Consider the following 17593-nt stretch of genomic DNA (forward strand, 5'->3'; position numbering starts at 1 on the left):
AGCTGCCAGCGCATACTGGACGAGCGCTAGATGGCTATTCGATGTAAAAAATCGTAACCCGCCTTAAACGAATACGCCCCAGCTCAGCCGACCGGATGAAGCGCCCGCGAAGCCGCGTCGGTGCGAAACACGATGGGCTGGCCGCGCCCGGCCGGCGCCTGCCGCACCAGTTGCACGACCTTCTCATGATGCGGCGATTTGCTGCAGACCGGATCGGCCTCGGTGGCATCGCCGGTGATCTGGAACGCCTGGCAGCGGCAGCCGCCGAAATCCTTGTGCCGCTCGTCGCAGTCGCGGCACGGCGCTTTCATCCACGCGTCCCCCCGGTAGGCGTTGAAGGCCTGGCTGCGCGCCCAGATATCAGACAGCGGCTGGTCCTGCACCCGCGGCAGCTGCAGGCCTGGCAGGTTGCGCGCGTTGTGGCAGGGCAAGGCCACGCCATCGGGCGCGATGGCCAAAAACACCGAGCCCCAGCCGTTCATGCAGGCCTTCGGACGCTCCTCGAAGTAATCGGGAACGACGAACAGGATGCGGCAGCGCGTGCCGTACACGGCGCGGTAGCGCTGCACCACGGCCTCGGCGTCGATGAGCTGCGCGTGCGTCGGCATCAGGTGGTCGCGGTTGATCCAGGCCCAGCCGTAGTACTGCGTGTTGGCCAGTTCCAGGAACTCGGCGTCCAGCGCCAGCGCCATCTCGATGATCTTGCCGACATGCGGCAGGTTGTGCCGGTGCAGCACGCAGTTGAGCACCATGGGCCAGTCGTGCTGCTTGATCAGTCGCGCCACTTTTTGCTTGAGCTCAAAGGTCTTGGTGTGGCTCAGGAAATCGTTGAGTTCGCGGGTCGAGTCCTGGAACGACAACTGGACATGGTCCAGGCCTGCGTTCTTCAAGCGCCGCGCCCGCGCTTCGGTCAAGCCGACGCCCGAGGTGATCAGGTTGGTGTAGAAACCCAAGTGCCGGGCTTCCTGCACCAGTTCTTCCAGGTCGTCCCGCAGCAGCGGCTCGCCACCGGAAAATCCCAGCTGCGCCGCGCCCAGCGCGCGTGCCTGGCGCATCACATCGACCCACTGCGCGGTGCTCATTTCCGCCTGCAGGCGCGCGTGCTGCGTGGGGTTGTAGCAAAACACGCAGTGCAGCGGGCAGCGGTAGGTCAGCTCGGCCAGCAACCACAGCGGCGGCGGCACGGCAGTTTCAGCCGACATGGGCAAAGCCGACTCAGACAATCCAGCCACGACGCATCCCTTCCTGCAGCAAATCGCGCACCTGCGACGCGATGCCTTTGGTGTTGAACAGGATTTCAAGGTCGGCCACCATGGCGTCGATGCTGCGCTCGCCGTTGCAGCGGCGCAGGATTTCGGCAGAACTGTCGTTGAGCTTGACCATGCCTTCCGGATACAGCAGCACCCAGGCCGACTGGACCTGCTCGTACTGCAGCCGGTACCCGCGCGCGAGCTTGGGGAATGCGGGCAAGGCTTGCGGCTCTTTGGCGCCAAACGTGGGTGGCGACATGGGCGAAACGGTCGATGGGGCAACGGCGTTCATGTCAGTCCCAGGGGGGTTGGGGGTGGTCGAGGCAGACCTTCTCGATGGCGTCGAGCATGGTCCACAAGATGTCGAGCTTGAACTGCAAGATGTCCAGCGCCCGGTGCTGGGCGGTGCGGGTGGTGAAATGGTCGAGCGTGACCTGTAGCCCGTGCGCCACGTCCCGGCCGGCCAGCGGAATGCGGCTCCTGAAATAATTCAGGCCCTCCGCGTCGATCCACGGGTAGTGCGTCGGCCAGCCGGCCAGCCGGTCCTTGTGGATCTGCGGCGCGAACATCTCGGTCAGCGACGAGCACACCGCTTCCTGCCAGGGCGCGCTGGCGGCGAAATTCACATAGGCATCGCAGGCAAACCGCACGGCGGGCGCAACGCCCCGCAGCGACCACAGGTCGTCGCGGGGAATGCCGACAGCCTCGCCCAGGCGCGTCCACGCCTCGATGCCGCCAGCGGCCGAGCCGGTGTAGTCGCCATAGCCGTCATGGTCGAGGATGCGTTCGATCCACAACCGGCGGTTTTCGCGGCCCGGCATGTTGGCCAGGATGGCGGCGTCCTTGCGCGGAATGCAGATCTGGTAATAAAAGCGGTTTCTGACCCAGTGGCGTATCTCGTCAGGGGCGCACTGGCCACTGTTCATTCGCACGTTGAAGGGATGGTGGATGTGGTAGCCCGCGCCCTGCGCATGCAGTTGGGCCTCGAACTCTGTCCGCGTCCAGGCAGTTGCCTGATCGCCGGCCGGATCAGGGCGATGGGTTTTCGCTAGTTCCATGAAGTGGCCCTGCCTTTAGAAAACCAGGTCCATGCCGTCCCAGGCGACTTCGATGCCATGCTCTGCAAGCAGCGAGCGTTCGGCCGAGTCTTCCTGGAGGATGGGGTTGGTGTTGTTGATGTGGATGAGGATTTTTCGAACGCCCGGCGGCAGCCGGTCAAGCTGCGAAATCATGCCCTGCGGACCGCTTTGCGGCAGGTGGCCCATCTCGGCGGCGCTCTTTTTTGACAGGCCCAGGCGCTGCATTTCGTCTTCGGTCCAGAAGGTGCCGTCCACCAGCACGATCTGGCACTGCGCCATCAGGTCGAGAAGTTCAGGCGTGACCTCGCCAAGGCCGGGCGCATAAAAGACGCGCGCGCCGTTGTCGGGGTTTTCAATGAGCAGGCCGATGTTGTCGCCCGGGCGCGGGCAGTGGCGAAACGGGGAATACGGTGGCGGCTTGGACGACAGTGCGATGGGCCGCACCGCCAGGCCGGGCAGTCCGGGAACGGTTTGCAGGCTGCCGTCGGGCTGCAGCAGCAGCGCCTCGGTGCCGCAGTAGTGCGACAGGATGCGGGTGAGGGGAAAGCCTTCGCCAATGTCTGAGAGCACCTCGGGCGTGGCCAGCAGCGGCAGTGGGCTCCCCCGCTCGCGCAGCATCAAGAGGCCGGTCACATGGTCGATCTGCGCGTCCATCAGCAGCACGCAAGCAATACCGCTGTCGCGCACCGCACGGGCGGGCTGCAGTTCGGGGTTGGCGCGAATTTGCGCCAGCACATCGGGCGAGGCATTGACCAGCAGCCAGTCCTGGCCGTTGGCGCTAACGGCAATCGACGACTGCGTGCGGGCCTGCGCCTTCAGCGTGCCGCGCCTCAAGCCATCGCAGTTGGGGCAGTTGCAGTTCCACTGCGGAAAGCCGCCGCCTGCCGCCGAACCTAGAACGCGTAATTGCATGGGTGGATTTCTGGAAAAGAAAAATATCAGCCAGCGTAAACCGGCGAACACGCCAGTTTACGAAATGGAGGGTTTAGCGGTTGGCGATGTACATCGTGATTTCGAAACCGAAACGCAGGTCGGTGAAGGAAGGGGCGGTCCATTGCATGGTGAGTCTCCGGTAGTGGGTTTGAAGGGTGATTGCGGGCTTGTCACCGTTTTCAGCAGCAACCGGCCCGCCCTGCTGTAATGCAACTTCAATGCCACACCAAACTGTTTCCCATCACCACCCGTCCCCGAACCATGAACCGGGCCACGGCTGGCATTCACCGCACTTTGTCGCCACCGGGCGCGGCGCGCGCATGGCCTACCGCGACTGCGGCGCGCGCGGCGGCGAATGCTGGCTGGTGCTGCATGGCGGGCCGGGCGCGTCGTGCCATCCGGGTCTGCTCGCGCCCTTGCAGCTGGGCCGCCAGCGCGCGGTGCTGCCCGACCAGCGCGGCGCCGGCCAGTCGCGCCCGGCGGGCCGGCTGGCGGGCAACCACACCGACCAGCTGGTGGCCGACCTGGAAACCCTGCGCCGGCACCTGGGCATCGAACAGTGGGCCTTGCTGGCCGGATCGTGGGGCACCGTCGTGGCCTTGCGCTATGCCCAGGCCCACCCCGACCGGGTCACGCGGCTGGTGCTGCGCGGCGCGTTCGCGCTCAAACGGCGGGAAATATTTGGCCTGCTCCGCGCCGATGCCGGGCGCGACAGGGCGGTATGGCGCAGCCCCCACTGGCCGCGCGCGCCGTACAGCGGCGATGCCCGGGTGCTTGTGCGGCTGGAGCAGGTGCTGCAATCTGGAACACCCGGTGTTGCAGCCCGGCACGTTGTGCGCTGCTGGAATTTGCTGGAGCAGCGCTCGGCCCTGCGCGGCCTGTGGCGCAGCGTGGTCCACTCGGCCGCCGTGGGAAATCCGCCACCTCGCGAGGCTGGTCAGCGCGCAGACGTTTACCGCCGCGCCTGGGCACAGCTCAGGCGCCAGCAGCGGCTCAGCCTGGCCGGCCTGCGCCAGACGCGCACCAGACGAGCCGACCACCGTGGATGGCAAAAATTCAGGATTCAGGGCCACTACCTCCGGCACAAGGGTTTTGTTCGCCCGGGCGGGCTGGACAGCGCGGCACGCGGCCTGGCCGTGCTGGGAATTCCAAGCGACTGGGTGCATGGCCGCTTCGACGCGGTCTGCCCGCCGGCCAACAGCCGCCGCTGGGTGGCGATGCAGCAAGCGCTGCAAAACGGGCAGGCCAGAGCGCACTGGCCGCTGGCAGGACACCTGGCCAGCGAGCCGGGCCTGCAGGGCATGCTGGCGAAGGTGGTGCGCCAGCCCCGGACGCCAGCTTGAGGCGCAGGCGGTAGAACCGGCTGGAGCCGGATCGGCGGCGTTTCAGGCGGCAGGCCGCAATTTAGGCATCAAATAGGCCGTTTCCGCACGACCTGTATGCGCAAGTAGCTATTAAATAAATAGCAAAAAGGCCAGGCGCATTGAGGCATGGCCAAGGTGATTTCCTGCAGGCCGCCGCCCTGGCAGCGCCGGACGGTAGCCGGCGGATCAGTTCCAGACATCCTGCGGCAACTGGTCTTTCTTGCGGTAGATGGTGTTGCGCGACACCCCGAGCGCCTTGGCCGCAGCCGACACGTTGCCCTGATGCTGGCGCAGCATTTGCGCCATGGCGGACAGGGCGACGTCCTGCAGGCTGTGGCCGGCGGCTTCACAGACCGGCCGGCCAGTCGCAGCAGTGGTCACGGGCTCAAGCCCGGCGGTGACGGCAACCGTTTGCGCCAGCAGCTGGCCGGCAGGCTGCTGCGCCAGTTCCTCCAGAAAGTCGTCAGGCAGGTGGATGCGATCAATCATGCCGTCGCAACCGACCATGACCACGGCGGTGCGCAGCAGGTTGTGCAGCTGGCGGAAGTTGCCGGGCCAGTGGTAGGCGCGGAACATGGCCTGCACGTCGGCCGAAAGCCCGATCTTCGGGGTCTTGTCGCACAGGCTGGCGATGATCTTGGCGACGACCAGGTCGAAGTCGGTCCGCTCGCGCAGCGCCGGCAGGCGCACCACCAGGCCGTTGAGCCGGTAATACAGGTCTTCGCGGAACTCGCCGCGCGCGATCATGTCCTTGAGGCTTTTGTTGGTGGCGCAGACGATGGCGATGTCCACTTCCACCTCCTTGCCGGCGCCCAGCGGGCTGACGCGGCGGTCCTGCAGCACGCGCAACAACCTGGCCTGCAGGTGCTTGGGCATGTCGCCAATTTCATCGAGGAACAGGGTGCCGCCGTTGGCCTGCTGGATTTTCCCGGCGGCGCCTTTCTTGCGCGCGCCGGTGAAGGCGCCGTCCTCGTAGCCGAACAGCTCGGACTCGATCAGGGTTTCGGGAATCGACGCGCAGTTGACCGACACGAAGGGCTTGCTGGCGCGTTCGGAGTCGCCGTGGATGGCCTGGGCCATCAGGTCCTTGCCGGTACCCGTTTCGCCCAGGATCATGATCGGGATGTCGCGCCCCCGGACCAGTTGCAGCTTTTTGATCACGGCCGAAACCTGCGGGTCGCCGGTGTCGAGGTAGCGCAGCGTGGACAACTGGTGCCGGCGCGCCGAGGCGGCCTGGCTGATGCCCTGGCCAGCCGGCGCGCCATCCACGGCATCGGGCGACGGCCCCGCGTCATGGCCCGCGAACCACTGCATGCCCTGCTTGATCTTGACCCGGCACGACACCGTCACGCCGTTGTGCAGGCACAGCGAATGCAGCCGGGGAAGGCCGCCCCGGCACAGCTCGTAAAGGTGCGACATGGCAATGCCGAACAGCGACGAAAAGGTGTGCACCTTCAGCGCGTTGTGCGACAAACCCAGCTGGAACTGCGCGCTGCGGTTGGCCGAGAGGAAGCGTCCGTCGGCGGAAAACACCACGATGCCTTCGACCAGGGTGCCGATGAACTCGGGCCGGCTGTGAAAGTGGATGCGGACGGCCTTGGGAAAAATGTCGGCAAACATGTGGTTTTCGACCATCTGCGCCGACATGCGCACCAGCGCCATGGTGTGCTGGTGAACGCTGCGGTGGTCGCCGCTCACGTCGAGCGCGCCGATCAGCTGGCCGTAGGGGTCCATGATGGGCGCGCACGAGCAGGTCAGGAACTTGTTGGCGTTCATGTAGTGCTCGCCGCCGTGAACCATGATCGGCTGCTCTTCGCGCAGCGCGGTGCCGATGGCATTCGTGCCCTTGCTGCCTTCGGACCAGTCCACGCCGGGCGTCAGCGCCACCCGCGAGGCCTTTTCCAGGAAGTCGCTGTCGCCCAGCGAATGCAGCACCACGCCCTTGGCGGAGGTCAGCAGCACCATGCTGTGGGTGTTGGCGATCTGCTCGTACAGCGTTTCCATGGCCGGCGCGGCATGCAGCAGCAAAAAGCGATTTTCCTCGATCGTCCGCGCCAGGACAACCTGGCCGGGCGGGGAAAAATCGGGCTGGTCGGAAGTGGCAATGCCGAACGACTGCGAACGCTGGTGCGACGCCTCGATCAGCGTTCGCTTTCGTTCGTCTTCTGTCTCGTAGCCGGGGGGAGTGCCTGTGCGGGAAGGCGAATAGCTGGCAGCCGGGATGCTCATCATCCTCTCCTTGAGTTACGTGTGCGACCTGCGCAAAACATCGCGCGAGGTCTTTCGGTGTCGTTGCCTTGCATTCGGCCTGGCCGGCATTTTTGCGGGTGACCGAACGCTTGAGCTACCGCATTCTGGAACATGGAACAAGGGGTGCGCAACGGCATAAACCCTTGATCCGAAAGGATTTATTGTAATTTTTCAGGCGCCTGGAACAGTTGCAAAAGTGTTCCATAACAGAACACTTTCCGGCGCTGTGTCTGCTTCGGCCACTTGCCCTGAAAGCCTTTCCAGAGCCGCTCCGCCGGGAAGCCCGGCCAGGCAGATGCGCCTGAAAGCGCTGGCTTGCTTATTGCTGATAGGGGCCATCACGCATCAACTGGAGCACATTTCAATGAAAGCCTTTTCATCCTCAATTCTCAAGCAGTCCGGTCTCGCCCTGTGCATTTCGGCCGCGCTCTGGACCGGCGCGGCCTTGTCCCATGGCGATGTGATACCGCAGTCGGTGGACACCAAGACACTGCCCCAGCTCGGCGACAAATGGCGGGACGCCAACCCCTACAGCACGGGCCCGGCCAACAAGGAAGCGCTGCGCATAGGCACCTCGGCCTACAACCAGAACTGCGCGCGCTGCCATGGGCTGGAAGCCATCTCAGGCGGCATGTCGCCGGACCTGCGCAAGCTCGACAGCGAATGCACGGGCATGGCCGACGAGGCCAAGAAATCGGCCTGCTTCAAGGAAATGGACGACTTTTTCATTTCCACCGTGCGGCGCGGCCGGGCGCGCGACGGCCGCGTCTACATGCCGCCGTTTGAAGGTACGCTGACGCAGGAAGCCATCTGGTCCATCCGCACCTACCTGGAAACGCGCCGCGAGCCTTAAGGCCCAGCGAATTTCGGCCATTTTTCAATCGATCCAAGGCAAGCCCACACCATGACCACTTCAAATCCCGATGTTTGCCCGGACTCCGGCCGCGACACCCTGCCTGCGCGCGGCCTTGACCGCCGGCGCAGCCTGGCGCTGCTGCTTTCGCTGGGCATGGCGCCGCTGGCGCAGGCGCAGACCGAGCTGACCGACCTGGCGCGCATCCGCGACAGCGGCATCCTCAAGGTGGCGGTGTACAAGGACAACGCGCCGTTTTCGGACGGACCCGCCGCCGACATGCAGGGGCTGGACATTGCGCTGGCCGGCGCGCTGGCCCGGCAGATGAACCTCAAGCTGGCCCTGCTGCCCTTCGACGCGGGCGAACGCATGAACGACGACCTGCGCAACATGGTCTGGCGCGGCCATTACCTGGGCTACGGGCCGGCCGACATCATGCTGCATGTGCCGGTGGACAAGTACCTGATGCAGGAAAACCGGCAGGCGCTGATCTTTGCGCCCTACATGCGACAGGTGCAGGTGCTGCTGCATGACACGCGCGCGCTGCCGCAGGTCACGGGACCGGATGACCTCAAGGGCCGCAAGCTGGCGGTCGAGCGCGGGACCGGACTGGCCAGCGTGCTGATGGGCCAGCAGGGCGGCATGCTGCGCTCGCAGGTCAGCGTCTACCCTTCAGGCGTGGAGGCGGCCCGGGCCGTCATCAACGGGCAGGCGGCCGCCGCCTATGTGCTGCGCTCGCAGGCCGAGGCCGCGCTGGCGCAGGCCCAGCCCCGGCCGGCGCATCTGGCGCTGACCAGCATGCCGCTCCAAGGCGTTCCCGAAAACGGCTGGCCGCTCGGGCTGGCCATCAAGGCGGCGAACAAGGACCTGGGCCAGGCGATTGAAGTGGCCTTCAAGGAACTGCGCGGCAATGGCGAGCTGTTGGCGATGTTCCAGCAGCGCGGCATGACGCTGACGGCGCCCTGAAGGCCTGAACAGCAGGAGGCGGCGCCGCAGGCAGCAGCGCCGCCTTTCATCAATTCAGGACGCATCGCCCCCCGGTTGCGCGGCATCCTGCCTTTCGATTTCCTCAAGCTCCGCCTCGGTGAACACCCGCGAACGCGTGTGAAAAGCCTTGCCCTCGGGGCCTTCGAGCGAGAACGTCCCGCCATGCCCGTCGATCACGTCGATGATCAGCTGCGTGTGCTTCCAGTACGCGTACTGCGACTTGCCGATGTAGAAGCGCGCGCCGCCGATCTCGCCTAGGAAGACATCGCCCGCGCCCATCGTGATCTCGCCCGGCAGGTAGCAATTGGCCGCGCTGTTGTCGCAGCAGCCGCCGGACTGGTGGAACATGACGGTTCCGTGTTTCGCCTTGAGCTGCTCGACCAGTTCGAGCGCCGCCTCTGTAGCAATGACTTTTTCAACCATGTCGGTCTCCAGATAAAAAAACGCCATGAAACGCAAAAAGGGACGGTTGCCCGTCCCCGTGGATGCTGCGCGGCTCCAGGCCGGCCGGTCAGCAAAAGTTCAAAAGATCAGAAGAAGCCGAGCTTTTGCTCGCTGTAGCTGACCAGCAGGTTCTTGGTCTGCTGGTAGTGGTCGAGCATCATCTTGTGGTTTTCGCGGCCCAGGCCCGATTCCTTGTAGCCGCCGAAGGCCGCGTGCGCCGGGTAGGCGTGGTAGCAGTTGGTCCAGACGCGGCCGGCCTTGATGGCGCGGCCCATGCGGTAGGCGACGTTGCCGTTGCGGCTCCACACGCCGGCGCCCAGGCCGTAGAGCGTGTCGTTGGCAATCGCCAGCGCGTCGGCCTCGTCCTTGAAGGTGGCCACGGCCAGCACCGGGCCAAAAATTTCTTCCTGGAAGATGCGCATCTTGTTGTGGCCCTTGAACAGCGTGGGCTTGACGTAGAAGCCGCCCTCGAAATCCGGGCCCAGGTAGGCCTGCTCGCCGCCGATCAGCACCTCGGCGCCTTCCTGGCGGCCGAGTTCGAGGTAGGACATGATCTTGGTGAGTTGCTCCTTGGAAGCCTGTGCGCCCATCATGGTGTCGGTGTCCAGCGGGTTGCCCATCTTGATGGCGGCGACGCGCTTGAGAACGCGTTCCATGAACTGGTCGTAGATCGATTCCTGGATCAGCGCGCGCGACGGGCAGGTGCAGACCTCGCCCTGGTTGAAGGCGAACAGCACCAGGCCTTCAATCGCCTTGTCCAGGAAGCCGTCGTCCTTGTCCATTACATCGGCAAAGAAGATGTTGGGCGACTTGCCGCCGAGTTCCAGCGTCGCCGGAATCAGGTTGTTGGCCGCCGCCTGCGCAATCACGCGGCCGGTCGAGGTGGAGCCGGTGAAGGCGATCTTGGCGATGCGCTTGCTGGTGGCCAGCGGCATGCCGGCTTCGCGGCCGTAGCCGTTGACGATGTTGAGCACGCCGGCGGGCAGCAGGTCGGCAATCAGTTCGGCCAGAACCAGCATGCTGATTGGCGTGGATTCGGCGGGTTTGAGCACCACGCAGTTGCCTGCGGCCAGCGCCGGGGCCAGTTTCCAGGCGGCCATCAGGATCGGGAAGTTCCAGGGAATGATCTGGCCGACGACGCCCAGCGGCTCGTGCATGTGGTAGGCGACGGTGTTCTCGTCGATTTCGCTGATGCCGCCTTCCTGCGCGCGGATGCAGCCGGCGAAATAGCGGAAGTGGTCAATGGCCAGCGGAATGTCGGCGTTCAGCGTTTCGCGGATCGGCTTGCCGTTGTCCACGGTTTCGGCCCAGGCCAGCAGTTCGAGGTTGGCTTCCAGGCGGTCGGCCACCTTGAGCAGTACATTGGCGCGCTCGCCGGCGGAGGTGCGTCCCCATTTGTCGGCTACCGCATGGGCCGCATCGAGCGCGAGTTCGATGTCCTCGGCGGTGGAGCGCGCGGCCTGCGTGTAGGGCTTGCCGTTGACGGGGCTGATCACGTCAAAGTACTCGCCCTTGGCCGGGGCAAGCCACTCGCCGCCGATGAAGTTGTCGTAGCGGGCTTTGTAGGTGTGGATGGCGCCTGGGGCGCCGGGTGCTGCGTAGATCATCTGTCTCCTCTGTGGTCAATGGCGGGGTGGTTTCCCTTGCGGGTACTCCATCGTTATCAAGGAACGTGCCAGCAGGAGGAAGGCGAAAAAAGGCGTGATTTCCAGTCATTTTTCAAACATTTCCGGGGCGTGAGCGCGGGATTCGCCAGCCCTGGGGCGAAATCACCCCGCTCTTCGTTCACGGCGCGCCAGGCGCAGGTCCTTTATTACTGCTGAATTCATAGCTGCTTGCGCATACTGGACATGCGCTAGAAGCCTTTTTGATGCTGAAAATTGCTTCGCTGCTTAAAACCTATGCGCCCTGGAGTCGCAAGCGCCGGCTGCATGCGAAATGCAACGCTCCGCCCTGAGACACCTGTGACAAAAAAGAGCATTCGCCCACCGCCGCCCGGCCAGCCGGGCCGGGAACGGCGCGCCAAGCTCGACGGGCATGGCTTTTGCTGAAACCGGTGTTCCCACAATTTGCTGGGGACTTCAAAATTACCGGAGACATCGTGATGAAAAAAAACCTGCTCGCCCTTGCCGTTCTGGCGCTGGTATCAAGCGCGGCCATGGCCCAAAGCAGCGTGGTGCTGTATGGCAACGTGGACCTGGGCGTGCTGACGCAGAACCACAGTCCGGCCGGCGGCTCCTCGACCAGCATCGCGAATGGCGGCATCTCGCCCAGCATCTGGGGCTTTCGCGGCTCCGAAGACCTGGGCGGCGGACTGAAAGCCAATTTCAACCTGGAAGGACACTTTGCGGCGGACACCGGCGCGGCGGGCGGAAATGGAACCACAGGCGCTGCGGCCCTGTTTCGCCGCCAGTCCAATGTGGGTTTGTCATCTGCCGACTTTGGCACGCTCACTCTGGGCAACCAATACAGCCCTGCAATCTTGGCATTCGCTGCGACAGACCCGCGCGGCCTGCGTGAAAACTTTTCCGGCCTTTATTCATGGGCCTACAACTCAGGCGTCGTCGCCCCGGGCTTGAGCGCCACAGTCCTCCCGAACCAGAACAACGACGTTGGCGTGTTCCTGCAAAACGCCATTACCTACAGCAACAAGTTTGGCCCGGTCGGCATTGCGGGCGGCTACAGTGTTTCCGAAGGCAAAGGCGCTGTGTATTCCCTGGGCGTCACTTACGCTGGCCCGCTTTCCTTGTCGGCAGCCTACCAGTCCAACAACAAGCCCAATACGTCTGACCGGCTGAGCAGTATTTACACCGTGGGTGCCGGCTACACGCTGGGCGACTTCACCGGCAAGCTGAACTATCTGCGTGGCGTCAATAAAAATGCCGCCACGCTGGCCGATGCCAGCAAGGTGAATGTGGTCGGTACAGGCGTGGACTGGAAGACAGCGGCCAGCAACACCGTGATGGCCGCCCTCTATTTCGGCAAGAACAAGACCAACAGTCAGGACAAGACCACGACGCTGATCCTGAGCGATGAATACGCCCTGTCCAAGCGCACGACGCTGTACGGCACCTTCACCTATGCCGATGCCAAGGCAGGCGCCACGCTGCTGACGACCGTCGTGGCCGGCGGCACGGCGGCCAATGTCGGCACCAGCCTGTTCAACGTGGGCGTCAGGCACTCCTTCTGAGCGGCCTGCAGGCCTTTCAGCCCCGGCATTGCTGCATGCCGGGGACTGGCGAAGCGCTCAGGCTGCGTGAAGCTGCAGGCCCGCCGTAGCCTGCCACTTGCCCTGCTTGTCCACCACGAGCACATCGACATTCCATTCCCGCGCCAGCCGAAGCGCGCCCTCGCGCCCGGCGACGAACATGACCTTGGTGAGCGTATCGGCCAGCGCGCAACTGGGCGCCGCCACGGCGACACACGACAGCTCGGCAGGCGAATAACCGGTGCGCGGATCGAAGATGTGGTGGTGCCGCCGGTCAGGGCTGAAACTGCATTCGTTGTCGGCCGACACCGCGATGCTGCGGCCGTCCAGCGCCAGCCGGGCGATGAGCGCCTGCGCATCGCGCGGGTCCTGCAGTCCCAGCAGCCAGGGGCCGTCGTGGCCGGGCTGTCCCAGCGCAGTCCACTCGCCGGCATTGACCAGCGCATGCTCAATGCCGAACGCCTGCAGCCGCGTGCGCACCAGGTCGGCGGCAAAGCCCTGGGCGATGCCGTTCAGCGTCACGCCCATGCCCGGCCGCCCCAGGCGAATCGCGTCGCTTGATACCGACAGATGCTGCCAGCCCACGGCGGCCCGCGCGGCTGTGACCGCCTCTGGCGACGGCAGCGCTTTGCGTCCTGCCGCCTGTTCAAACGCGGCCCACAGCGGCTGGACGGTGACATCAAACGCGCCCTGGCTGCGCGCCGACACGCTTTGCGCCAGCTGCAGCACCTTGACCAGATCGGGATGGGGCCGCAAGAGCGCGCCCTCGCGGTTGAGCCGGCTGAGCGCGCTGTCGCTCTTGAACAGGCTCATCTGCGCTTCCACATGGCGGATGGTTTCAACCGCCGCGTCCAGCGACCGCTCGGCCTGATGGCTGTCGGCGTGCGCCACGCGCAAGGTCAGCACCGTGCCAAAGCCAAGCATCGTGCGGTCCCGCCACTGGAGCGGATCTGAACCACGAACGGCACCGGCAGGCCCAATCCAGCCGGATGCAGCAAGGCCTGCCACGCCCATGCCCAGACCGGAGCGCAGGAAATTGCGTCTTTTCATGGCGCACCCCTGACGAGTTTTGCAGCCGGGTTGCCGGCAACCGCGATGGGTATGCGCACCTGGCCGGACACATGGCGGTTTTTCAGGATCAGCGGCACGCACAGTTCCTCGTTCGTGTAGATGGCCACGCAGTCGAGGCACTGGAAGCATTCGTCGTAGTCGATCTTTCCCGGCTTGTCGATGGCCTGGTAGGCGCAGTCGCTGCGGCAGCGCTGGCAGGGCTGGCCGCATTCGGCGCGCCGGGCGATCCAGTCGAAGCGGCGCAGCCGGCCCAGCACCACCATGCCGGCGCCCAGCGGGCACAGGTAGCGGCAATAGCCCTTGTAGAAAAAAGCGCTCAGCACCACCAGCCCGCCGGCCCAGGCCACAAAAGGCCAGAAGCGGTTGAAGCCCAGCGTGATGCTGGTCTTGAACGGCTCCACCTCGACCAGGCGGTCGGTCCAGCCCACCGAAAAGCAGGCCACCAGCACGATGACGCCAAGCACGATGTACTTGAGTTTCTTGAGCCGGGAATCGACCCGGTCGGGGATGCGGACCTGGCGCACGCCAAGCGCATTGGCCGCCTTGCTGACCAGTTCCTGCAGCGCGCCGAAGGGGCAGAGCCAGCCGCAAAACGTGCCCCGCCCCCAGACTACGGCGCTGAGAATGACTGCGCCCCAGAGCACCACGGTCATCGGGTCGTACATGAAGAAACCCAGGCTGCGGCCGGCAATCAGCGCCTGGACCAGCGCCGTGATGTTGACCACCGACAGCTGGCCCTGCGCGTACCAGCCAATGAAGCCCAGCGTGAACAGCAGGTAGCCGGTGCGGAAAATGGCCAGCCGGCGCTTGCTGCGCGACACCCAGGCGGGCCTGGCCAGCGCCCAGGCCAGCACCGCCAGGCCGGCCAGCAGCACCGCCAGTTCGGCGCTGCGCGCGCGCCAGATCGAATGCCAGCCCTTGTCGTCGGCGCTGGCCGATTCAAAGTATTTCGCGGGCAGCGCCGTGCCGAAGGCGAAATCCTTGTTGACCCGCTCCGGGTAGATCATGCCTTTGCTGCGCGTCACGCGCAGCTTGAAGTCCAGCGCCTGCGCCGGGTCCAGCCCGGCCGGGGCATTCACCCGGAAGACGCGCCACTCTGCGCCCTGCAGCGCGGCGGGCAATATCAATCTGGCGTCCAGGTCCAGGTCGCGCAGTTCCAAAGGCAAGCCTTCCTGTTGCAGCGTCACCCGGTCGGGCACCGAGCCGCTGACGAAATCGTCGCCCAGGAAGGAATAGCGGCCCTTGCCGACCAGCAGCAGCGCATGGTCGCCCGGGTCCAGCCGGCCCTGCAGCACCTTCCAGCCCTCGGGCGTGAGCAGGTTGCGGCCCGTGGCTGGCACGCTCAAGTAGGCGGCATGCAGGGCGACGAACGCGCCTTCCGGCGCCTGGCCGGCCTCGCGGTCCTGCCCCGCGCCCACCGTCCCGGCAAAGGCCTGCTCGATGTCGCGGTTGCTGACCGTCTTGCTTGAGACCAGGCCGGCCCCGACCAGCGCATTCCAGTCCATGGGCGCATACACCTCGGGCCGGATGCGGGCCACCAGCTCCGGGTCGCGGCCCTTGGCATAGCCCATTTTGGCCCGCGCGACCTTCAGCGATGCGGCCAGCAGGCTCTGGTTCAGGATGCGCACCGACGCCGTGGCCTTGGCCACGCCGTCGAGGTAGACATTGGCGCTGCCGGCTTTTGCCTGGCTGTTGCCGCCTGCGCCGATCTTGATGCTCTGCATCAGCGAGACGCCCTTGTACTGTTCGACGAAGCGGCGCATCGGCTCTTCGCCCAGCCCGTCCAGGAACACCGGCTCGTGGTGCGACAGCACGCGCACGTTCGTGAAAATGCCCTTGGCATCGAGCGTCACCAGCAAGTTGAACGGCGTGCCGGAAAAGCCGGGAATCGGCGCCATGTCGACCGACTCGAACACATAGGCAACGATGGGCGTGGCGGTTCCGTCCTGCTTGAGGATCGGCCAGACCGGCAGTTCTCGGTCTTTTTCGCCAACGATCAGCGGCGGCGGGAAAGCCTTGAGCATGGCGTCGCGCGTCATGGTTCCCGCCTGCGCGGGCAGCCAGGCGCACAGCGCGAAAAAAAGCAGGCCGAAGGTCAACGTGGCAAATGCACGAAGCTGGGCTGGCCGGAAAAGGAATGGCGCCATCAGGCCTTCCCCGCACGGCGCCGGCGGCGGATTGCACAAGTTGCGCGGATTGACAGAATTTTGATGTCTCCTTGGTTTCCCATGGCGCCGCCAGCGCTTTTGGCCGGCGCTGGCCTTCCGGGCGGCGATGGGTTGGAGCACTTGAAGGCAAAACGCATGCCACCGTGCAAGCGGCCGGTGTTTTGCGGGTTGCCGTGGGAACGCCTGCGGGCGCTGCGGGCTGCAAGCCGGGCCGATGCGCAGATAGTGAACACCGGCAGGAAGCCGGTTGCCCTGACTGTTCCAATTCGGCACGCTCGGGGAGCGGGCAGGCGCAAACCGGATTCGCTATAAATTAAATAGCTATCTTCGCCCGTCCAGCATGCGCAAAAGGCCAAAAACAGGCATAAACCAGCGTTGCACGGGCCGGCAAGGCGTCATGCAGCCTCTGCATTCCCAGCGGACACCGCGAACCGCGCCGTCAACTCGCCCAGGCCCAGTTCAGCCAGCACCTGCTGCAAACGCGTCTGCGCGGCGCGGGTCTTGGCCGCGCTGGGCGTTGACGGGCGGCTGGCCAGGATGAGTTCGTTCTTCATCGAATGCTCCCAGCCGACCAGCTCGGTCACGGTGACCTGGTAGCCGTTGGCTTCCAGCTGCAGGCAGCGCAGCACGTTGGTGATCTGGCTGCCGAATTCGCGCGTGTGCAGCGGATGGCGCCACAGCTCGGCCAGCGGAGACTTGGCCAGGTTCAGGGCACGCGATTTCTTCAGCACGCCGGCCACCTCGGCCTGGCAGCAGGGCACCAGCACCATGTGGCACGCCTGCCTGGCCAGGCCAAAGGCAATCGCGTCGTCGGTGGCGGTGTCGCAGGCATGCAGCGCGGTCACGATGTCCACGCGGGGCGGCAGTTCGGCCGAAGCGGTAGCCTCCTGCACCGACAGGTTCAGGAAGGACATGTTCGCAAAACCCAGCCGCGCCGCCAGCGCACGCGATTTCTCGACCAGTTCGGCGCGGGTTTCAATGCCGTAGACATGGCCGCTGACCGGCTCGCCTTGGCGCGCCACGTTGAAGAACAGGTCGTACAGGATGAAGCCCAGGTAGGACTTGCCGGCGCCGTGGTCGGCCAGCGTGAAGCCTTGTCCGCCCCCGGACACCTCGTTCAGCAGCGGCTCGATGAACTGGTACAGGTGGTAGACCTGCTTGAGCTTGCGCCGGGTGTCCTGGTTGAGCTTGCCCTCGCGGGTCAGAATGTGCAGTTCCTGCAGCAATTCGATCGACTGGCCGGGGCGGAGTTCTTCAATGACCTGTGCGGGCTTGCCGCGAAGCTTGTCGCGAAGGGGTGGGCTGTTTTTTTGCATGGCTGGCAAGTTTAGTCCTGCGCTTTTCGATGCCCCGCCCGGGACTTGCATGACCCTGCATGGTCACTCCGGCAATTAAATTGCACACAATTTAATTGCGTGCAATAATCAAACCATGCCTCATGAACTGCCCGATCCGGCTTCTGGCTTGATACCGCCAGGCGCAAACACCGACACCCTGCTGCGGCTGGACAACCAGTTGTGCTTTGCGCTGTATTCGGCGTCGCTGGCCATGACACGGCTGTACCAGCCGCTGCTGAGCGCGCTGGGCATGACCTATCCGCAGTACCTGGCGATGCTGGTGCTCTGGGAGCAAGACGGCTTGTCGGTGTCCGAACTCGGCGAGCGGCTGCTGCTGGACTCTGGAACGCTCACGCCGCTGCTCAAGCGGATGGAGGCGTCCGGCCTGGTGACGCGCCAGCGCGACGCACACGACGAGCGGCGCGTCCACATCACGCTGACTGCAGCCGGCCGCGAGATGAAAGCCCGGGCCGCCAGTATTCCGGGCCGCATCCTGAATGCCGCGCAGTGTCCGGTGCCCGAACTGGTGGCGCTGACGCGGCAGGTGCAGGCGCTGCGCCAGCGGCTGGTGCAGGGCGGCGCGGATTGAGTTTCGGCTTTGATTTTTGTTTTCTCAACCCTGCCTTCACAAAAGGCTTTTTCACAGGAA

The 17593-nt window shown here is 64.9% G+C and carries 16 protein-coding genes; 5 read left to right on the forward strand and 11 right to left on the reverse strand.

What is annotated here, in order from left to right:
• Positions 1 to 83: 83 nt before the first annotated feature.
• From pqqE to pqqA, 5 genes are all read right to left on the reverse strand, one after another.
• Complete coding sequence (gene pqqE, locus EC86_RS0113975; RefSeq protein ID WP_029526298.1) at positions 84 to 1202, reverse strand: pyrroloquinoline quinone biosynthesis protein PqqE; 1119 nt, start codon at positions 1200 to 1202, stop codon at positions 84 to 86.
• A 13-nt stretch (positions 1203 to 1215) separates the two neighbouring features.
• Complete coding sequence (gene pqqD / locus EC86_RS0113980; protein WP_408633902.1) at positions 1216 to 1542, reverse strand: pyrroloquinoline quinone biosynthesis peptide chaperone PqqD; 327 nt, start codon at positions 1540 to 1542, stop codon at positions 1216 to 1218.
• A gap of 1 nt (position 1543) precedes the next feature.
• On the reverse strand, positions 1544 to 2308 hold the full coding sequence (gene pqqC, locus EC86_RS0113985; protein WP_029526301.1) for a pyrroloquinoline-quinone synthase PqqC: 765 nt from the start codon (positions 2306 to 2308) through the stop codon (positions 1544 to 1546).
• Positions 2309 to 2323: 15 nt separating this feature from the next.
• A complete protein-coding gene (pqqB, locus tag EC86_RS0113990; RefSeq protein WP_029526302.1) occupies positions 2324 to 3241 on the reverse strand; it encodes a pyrroloquinoline quinone biosynthesis protein PqqB in 918 nt (305 codons plus the stop codon).
• Positions 3242 to 3314: 73 nt separating this feature from the next.
• A complete protein-coding gene (gene pqqA / locus EC86_RS27825) occupies positions 3315 to 3389 on the reverse strand; it encodes a pyrroloquinoline quinone precursor peptide PqqA (protein WP_084181563.1) in 75 nt (24 codons plus the stop codon).
• Between the two features lie 91 nt (positions 3390 to 3480).
• On the opposite strand from pqqA, the gene EC86_RS0113995 reads away from it, so the two are divergent.
• Positions 3481 to 4605 carry an alpha/beta fold hydrolase gene (locus EC86_RS0113995; RefSeq protein WP_084181348.1) on the forward strand — a complete coding sequence of 375 codons (1125 nt, stop codon included), beginning with the start codon at positions 3481 to 3483 and terminating at the stop codon, positions 4603 to 4605.
• Between the two features lie 207 nt (positions 4606 to 4812).
• Here EC86_RS0113995 and EC86_RS0114000 read toward each other — a convergent pair whose 3' ends face one another.
• On the reverse strand, positions 4813 to 6855 hold the full coding sequence (locus EC86_RS0114000) for a sigma-54-dependent Fis family transcriptional regulator (protein ID WP_029526304.1): 2043 nt from the start codon (positions 6853 to 6855) through the stop codon (positions 4813 to 4815).
• Between the two features lie 385 nt (positions 6856 to 7240).
• Between EC86_RS0114000 and pedF the strand changes: the two genes are divergently transcribed.
• On the forward strand, positions 7241 to 7729 hold the full coding sequence (pedF, locus tag EC86_RS0114005) for a cytochrome c-550 PedF (RefSeq protein ID WP_029526305.1): 489 nt from the start codon (positions 7241 to 7243) through the stop codon (positions 7727 to 7729).
• A gap of 51 nt (positions 7730 to 7780) precedes the next feature.
• The gene (locus EC86_RS0114010) at positions 7781 to 8695 is read left to right on the forward strand and encodes a substrate-binding periplasmic protein (protein WP_084181350.1); all 915 of its coding nucleotides are present in this window, start codon (positions 7781 to 7783) and stop codon (positions 8693 to 8695) included.
• A gap of 54 nt (positions 8696 to 8749) precedes the next feature.
• Here the strand turns inward: EC86_RS0114010 and EC86_RS0114015 are convergent, their stop codons facing one another.
• Both EC86_RS0114015 and exaC read right to left on the reverse strand, forming a co-directional pair.
• On the reverse strand, positions 8750 to 9139 hold the full coding sequence (locus EC86_RS0114015; RefSeq protein WP_029526307.1) for a DUF779 domain-containing protein: 390 nt from the start codon (positions 9137 to 9139) through the stop codon (positions 8750 to 8752).
• Between the two features lie 107 nt (positions 9140 to 9246).
• Positions 9247 to 10767 (reverse strand): acetaldehyde dehydrogenase ExaC, encoded by a 1521-nt coding sequence (gene exaC / locus EC86_RS0114020; protein ID WP_029526308.1) that lies wholly within the window; start codon positions 10765 to 10767, stop codon positions 9247 to 9249.
• Positions 10768 to 11264: 497 nt separating this feature from the next.
• Here exaC and EC86_RS0114025 point away from each other — a divergent pair, with 497 nt between their 5' ends.
• Positions 11265 to 12350, forward strand: a complete 1086-nt coding sequence (locus EC86_RS0114025) for a porin (protein ID WP_029526309.1) — start codon at positions 11265 to 11267, stop codon at positions 12348 to 12350.
• 57 nt (positions 12351 to 12407) lie between these two features.
• Here EC86_RS0114025 and EC86_RS0114030 read toward each other — a convergent pair whose 3' ends face one another.
• From EC86_RS0114030 to EC86_RS0114040, 3 genes are all read right to left on the reverse strand, one after another.
• Positions 12408 to 13418 carry an FAD:protein FMN transferase gene (locus tag EC86_RS0114030; RefSeq protein ID WP_029526311.1) on the reverse strand — a complete coding sequence of 337 codons (1011 nt, stop codon included), beginning with the start codon at positions 13416 to 13418 and terminating at the stop codon, positions 12408 to 12410.
• Positions 13415 to 15586, reverse strand: a complete 2172-nt coding sequence (locus EC86_RS0114035) for a 4Fe-4S binding protein (RefSeq protein WP_084181565.1) — start codon at positions 15584 to 15586, stop codon at positions 13415 to 13417. Before EC86_RS0114035 ends, EC86_RS0114030 begins: the two co-directional genes overlap by 4 nt.
• A gap of 416 nt (positions 15587 to 16002) precedes the next feature.
• Positions 16003 to 16923, reverse strand: coding sequence for a class I SAM-dependent methyltransferase (locus tag EC86_RS0114040; protein WP_036772192.1), 921 nt, complete (start codon positions 16921 to 16923; stop codon positions 16003 to 16005).
• Positions 16924 to 17038: 115 nt separating this feature from the next.
• Here EC86_RS0114040 and EC86_RS0114045 point away from each other — a divergent pair, with 115 nt between their 5' ends.
• Positions 17039 to 17533 carry a MarR family winged helix-turn-helix transcriptional regulator gene (locus EC86_RS0114045; protein WP_036772194.1) on the forward strand — a complete coding sequence of 165 codons (495 nt, stop codon included), beginning with the start codon at positions 17039 to 17041 and terminating at the stop codon, positions 17531 to 17533.
• Positions 17534 to 17593: the final 60 nt, after the last annotated feature.

Source organism: Polaromonas glacialis (assembly GCF_000709345.1).
Classification (GTDB): Bacteria; Pseudomonadota; Gammaproteobacteria; order Burkholderiales; family Burkholderiaceae_C; genus Polaromonas; species Polaromonas glacialis.

What these genes read in the sequence shown, in the direction of transcription:
- pqqE (WP_029526298.1), bottom strand. Translation starts at nt 1,202, where the DNA reads ATGTCGGCTGAAACTGCCGTGCCGCCGCCGCTGTGGTTGCTGGCCGAG.
- pqqD (WP_408633902.1), bottom strand. Translation starts at nt 1,542, where the DNA reads ATGAACGCCGTTGCCCCATCGACCGTTTCGCCCATGTCGCCACCCACG.
- pqqC (WP_029526301.1), bottom strand. Translation starts at nt 2,308, where the DNA reads ATGGAACTAGCGAAAACCCATCGCCCTGATCCGGCCGGCGATCAGGCA.
- pqqB (WP_029526302.1), bottom strand. Translation starts at nt 3,241, where the DNA reads ATGCAATTACGCGTTCTAGGTTCGGCGGCAGGCGGCGGCTTTCCGCAG.
- EC86_RS0113995 (WP_084181348.1), top strand. Translation starts at nt 3,481, where the DNA reads ATGCCACACCAAACTGTTTCCCATCACCACCCGTCCCCGAACCATGAA.
- EC86_RS0114000 (WP_029526304.1), bottom strand. Translation starts at nt 6,855, where the DNA reads ATGAGCATCCCGGCTGCCAGCTATTCGCCTTCCCGCACAGGCACTCCC.
- pedF (WP_029526305.1), top strand. Translation starts at nt 7,241, where the DNA reads ATGAAAGCCTTTTCATCCTCAATTCTCAAGCAGTCCGGTCTCGCCCTG.
- EC86_RS0114010 (WP_084181350.1), top strand. Translation starts at nt 7,781, where the DNA reads ATGACCACTTCAAATCCCGATGTTTGCCCGGACTCCGGCCGCGACACC.
- EC86_RS0114015 (WP_029526307.1), bottom strand. Translation starts at nt 9,139, where the DNA reads ATGGTTGAAAAAGTCATTGCTACAGAGGCGGCGCTCGAACTGGTCGAG.
- exaC (WP_029526308.1), bottom strand. Translation starts at nt 10,767, where the DNA reads ATGATCTACGCAGCACCCGGCGCCCCAGGCGCCATCCACACCTACAAA.
- EC86_RS0114025 (WP_029526309.1), top strand. Translation starts at nt 11,265, where the DNA reads ATGAAAAAAAACCTGCTCGCCCTTGCCGTTCTGGCGCTGGTATCAAGC.
- EC86_RS0114030 (WP_029526311.1), bottom strand. Translation starts at nt 13,418, where the DNA reads ATGAAAAGACGCAATTTCCTGCGCTCCGGTCTGGGCATGGGCGTGGCA.
- EC86_RS0114035 (WP_084181565.1), bottom strand. Translation starts at nt 15,586, where the DNA reads ATGGCGCCATTCCTTTTCCGGCCAGCCCAGCTTCGTGCATTTGCCACG.
- EC86_RS0114040 (WP_036772192.1), bottom strand. Translation starts at nt 16,923, where the DNA reads ATGCAAAAAAACAGCCCACCCCTTCGCGACAAGCTTCGCGGCAAGCCC.
- EC86_RS0114045 (WP_036772194.1), top strand. Translation starts at nt 17,039, where the DNA reads ATGCCTCATGAACTGCCCGATCCGGCTTCTGGCTTGATACCGCCAGGC.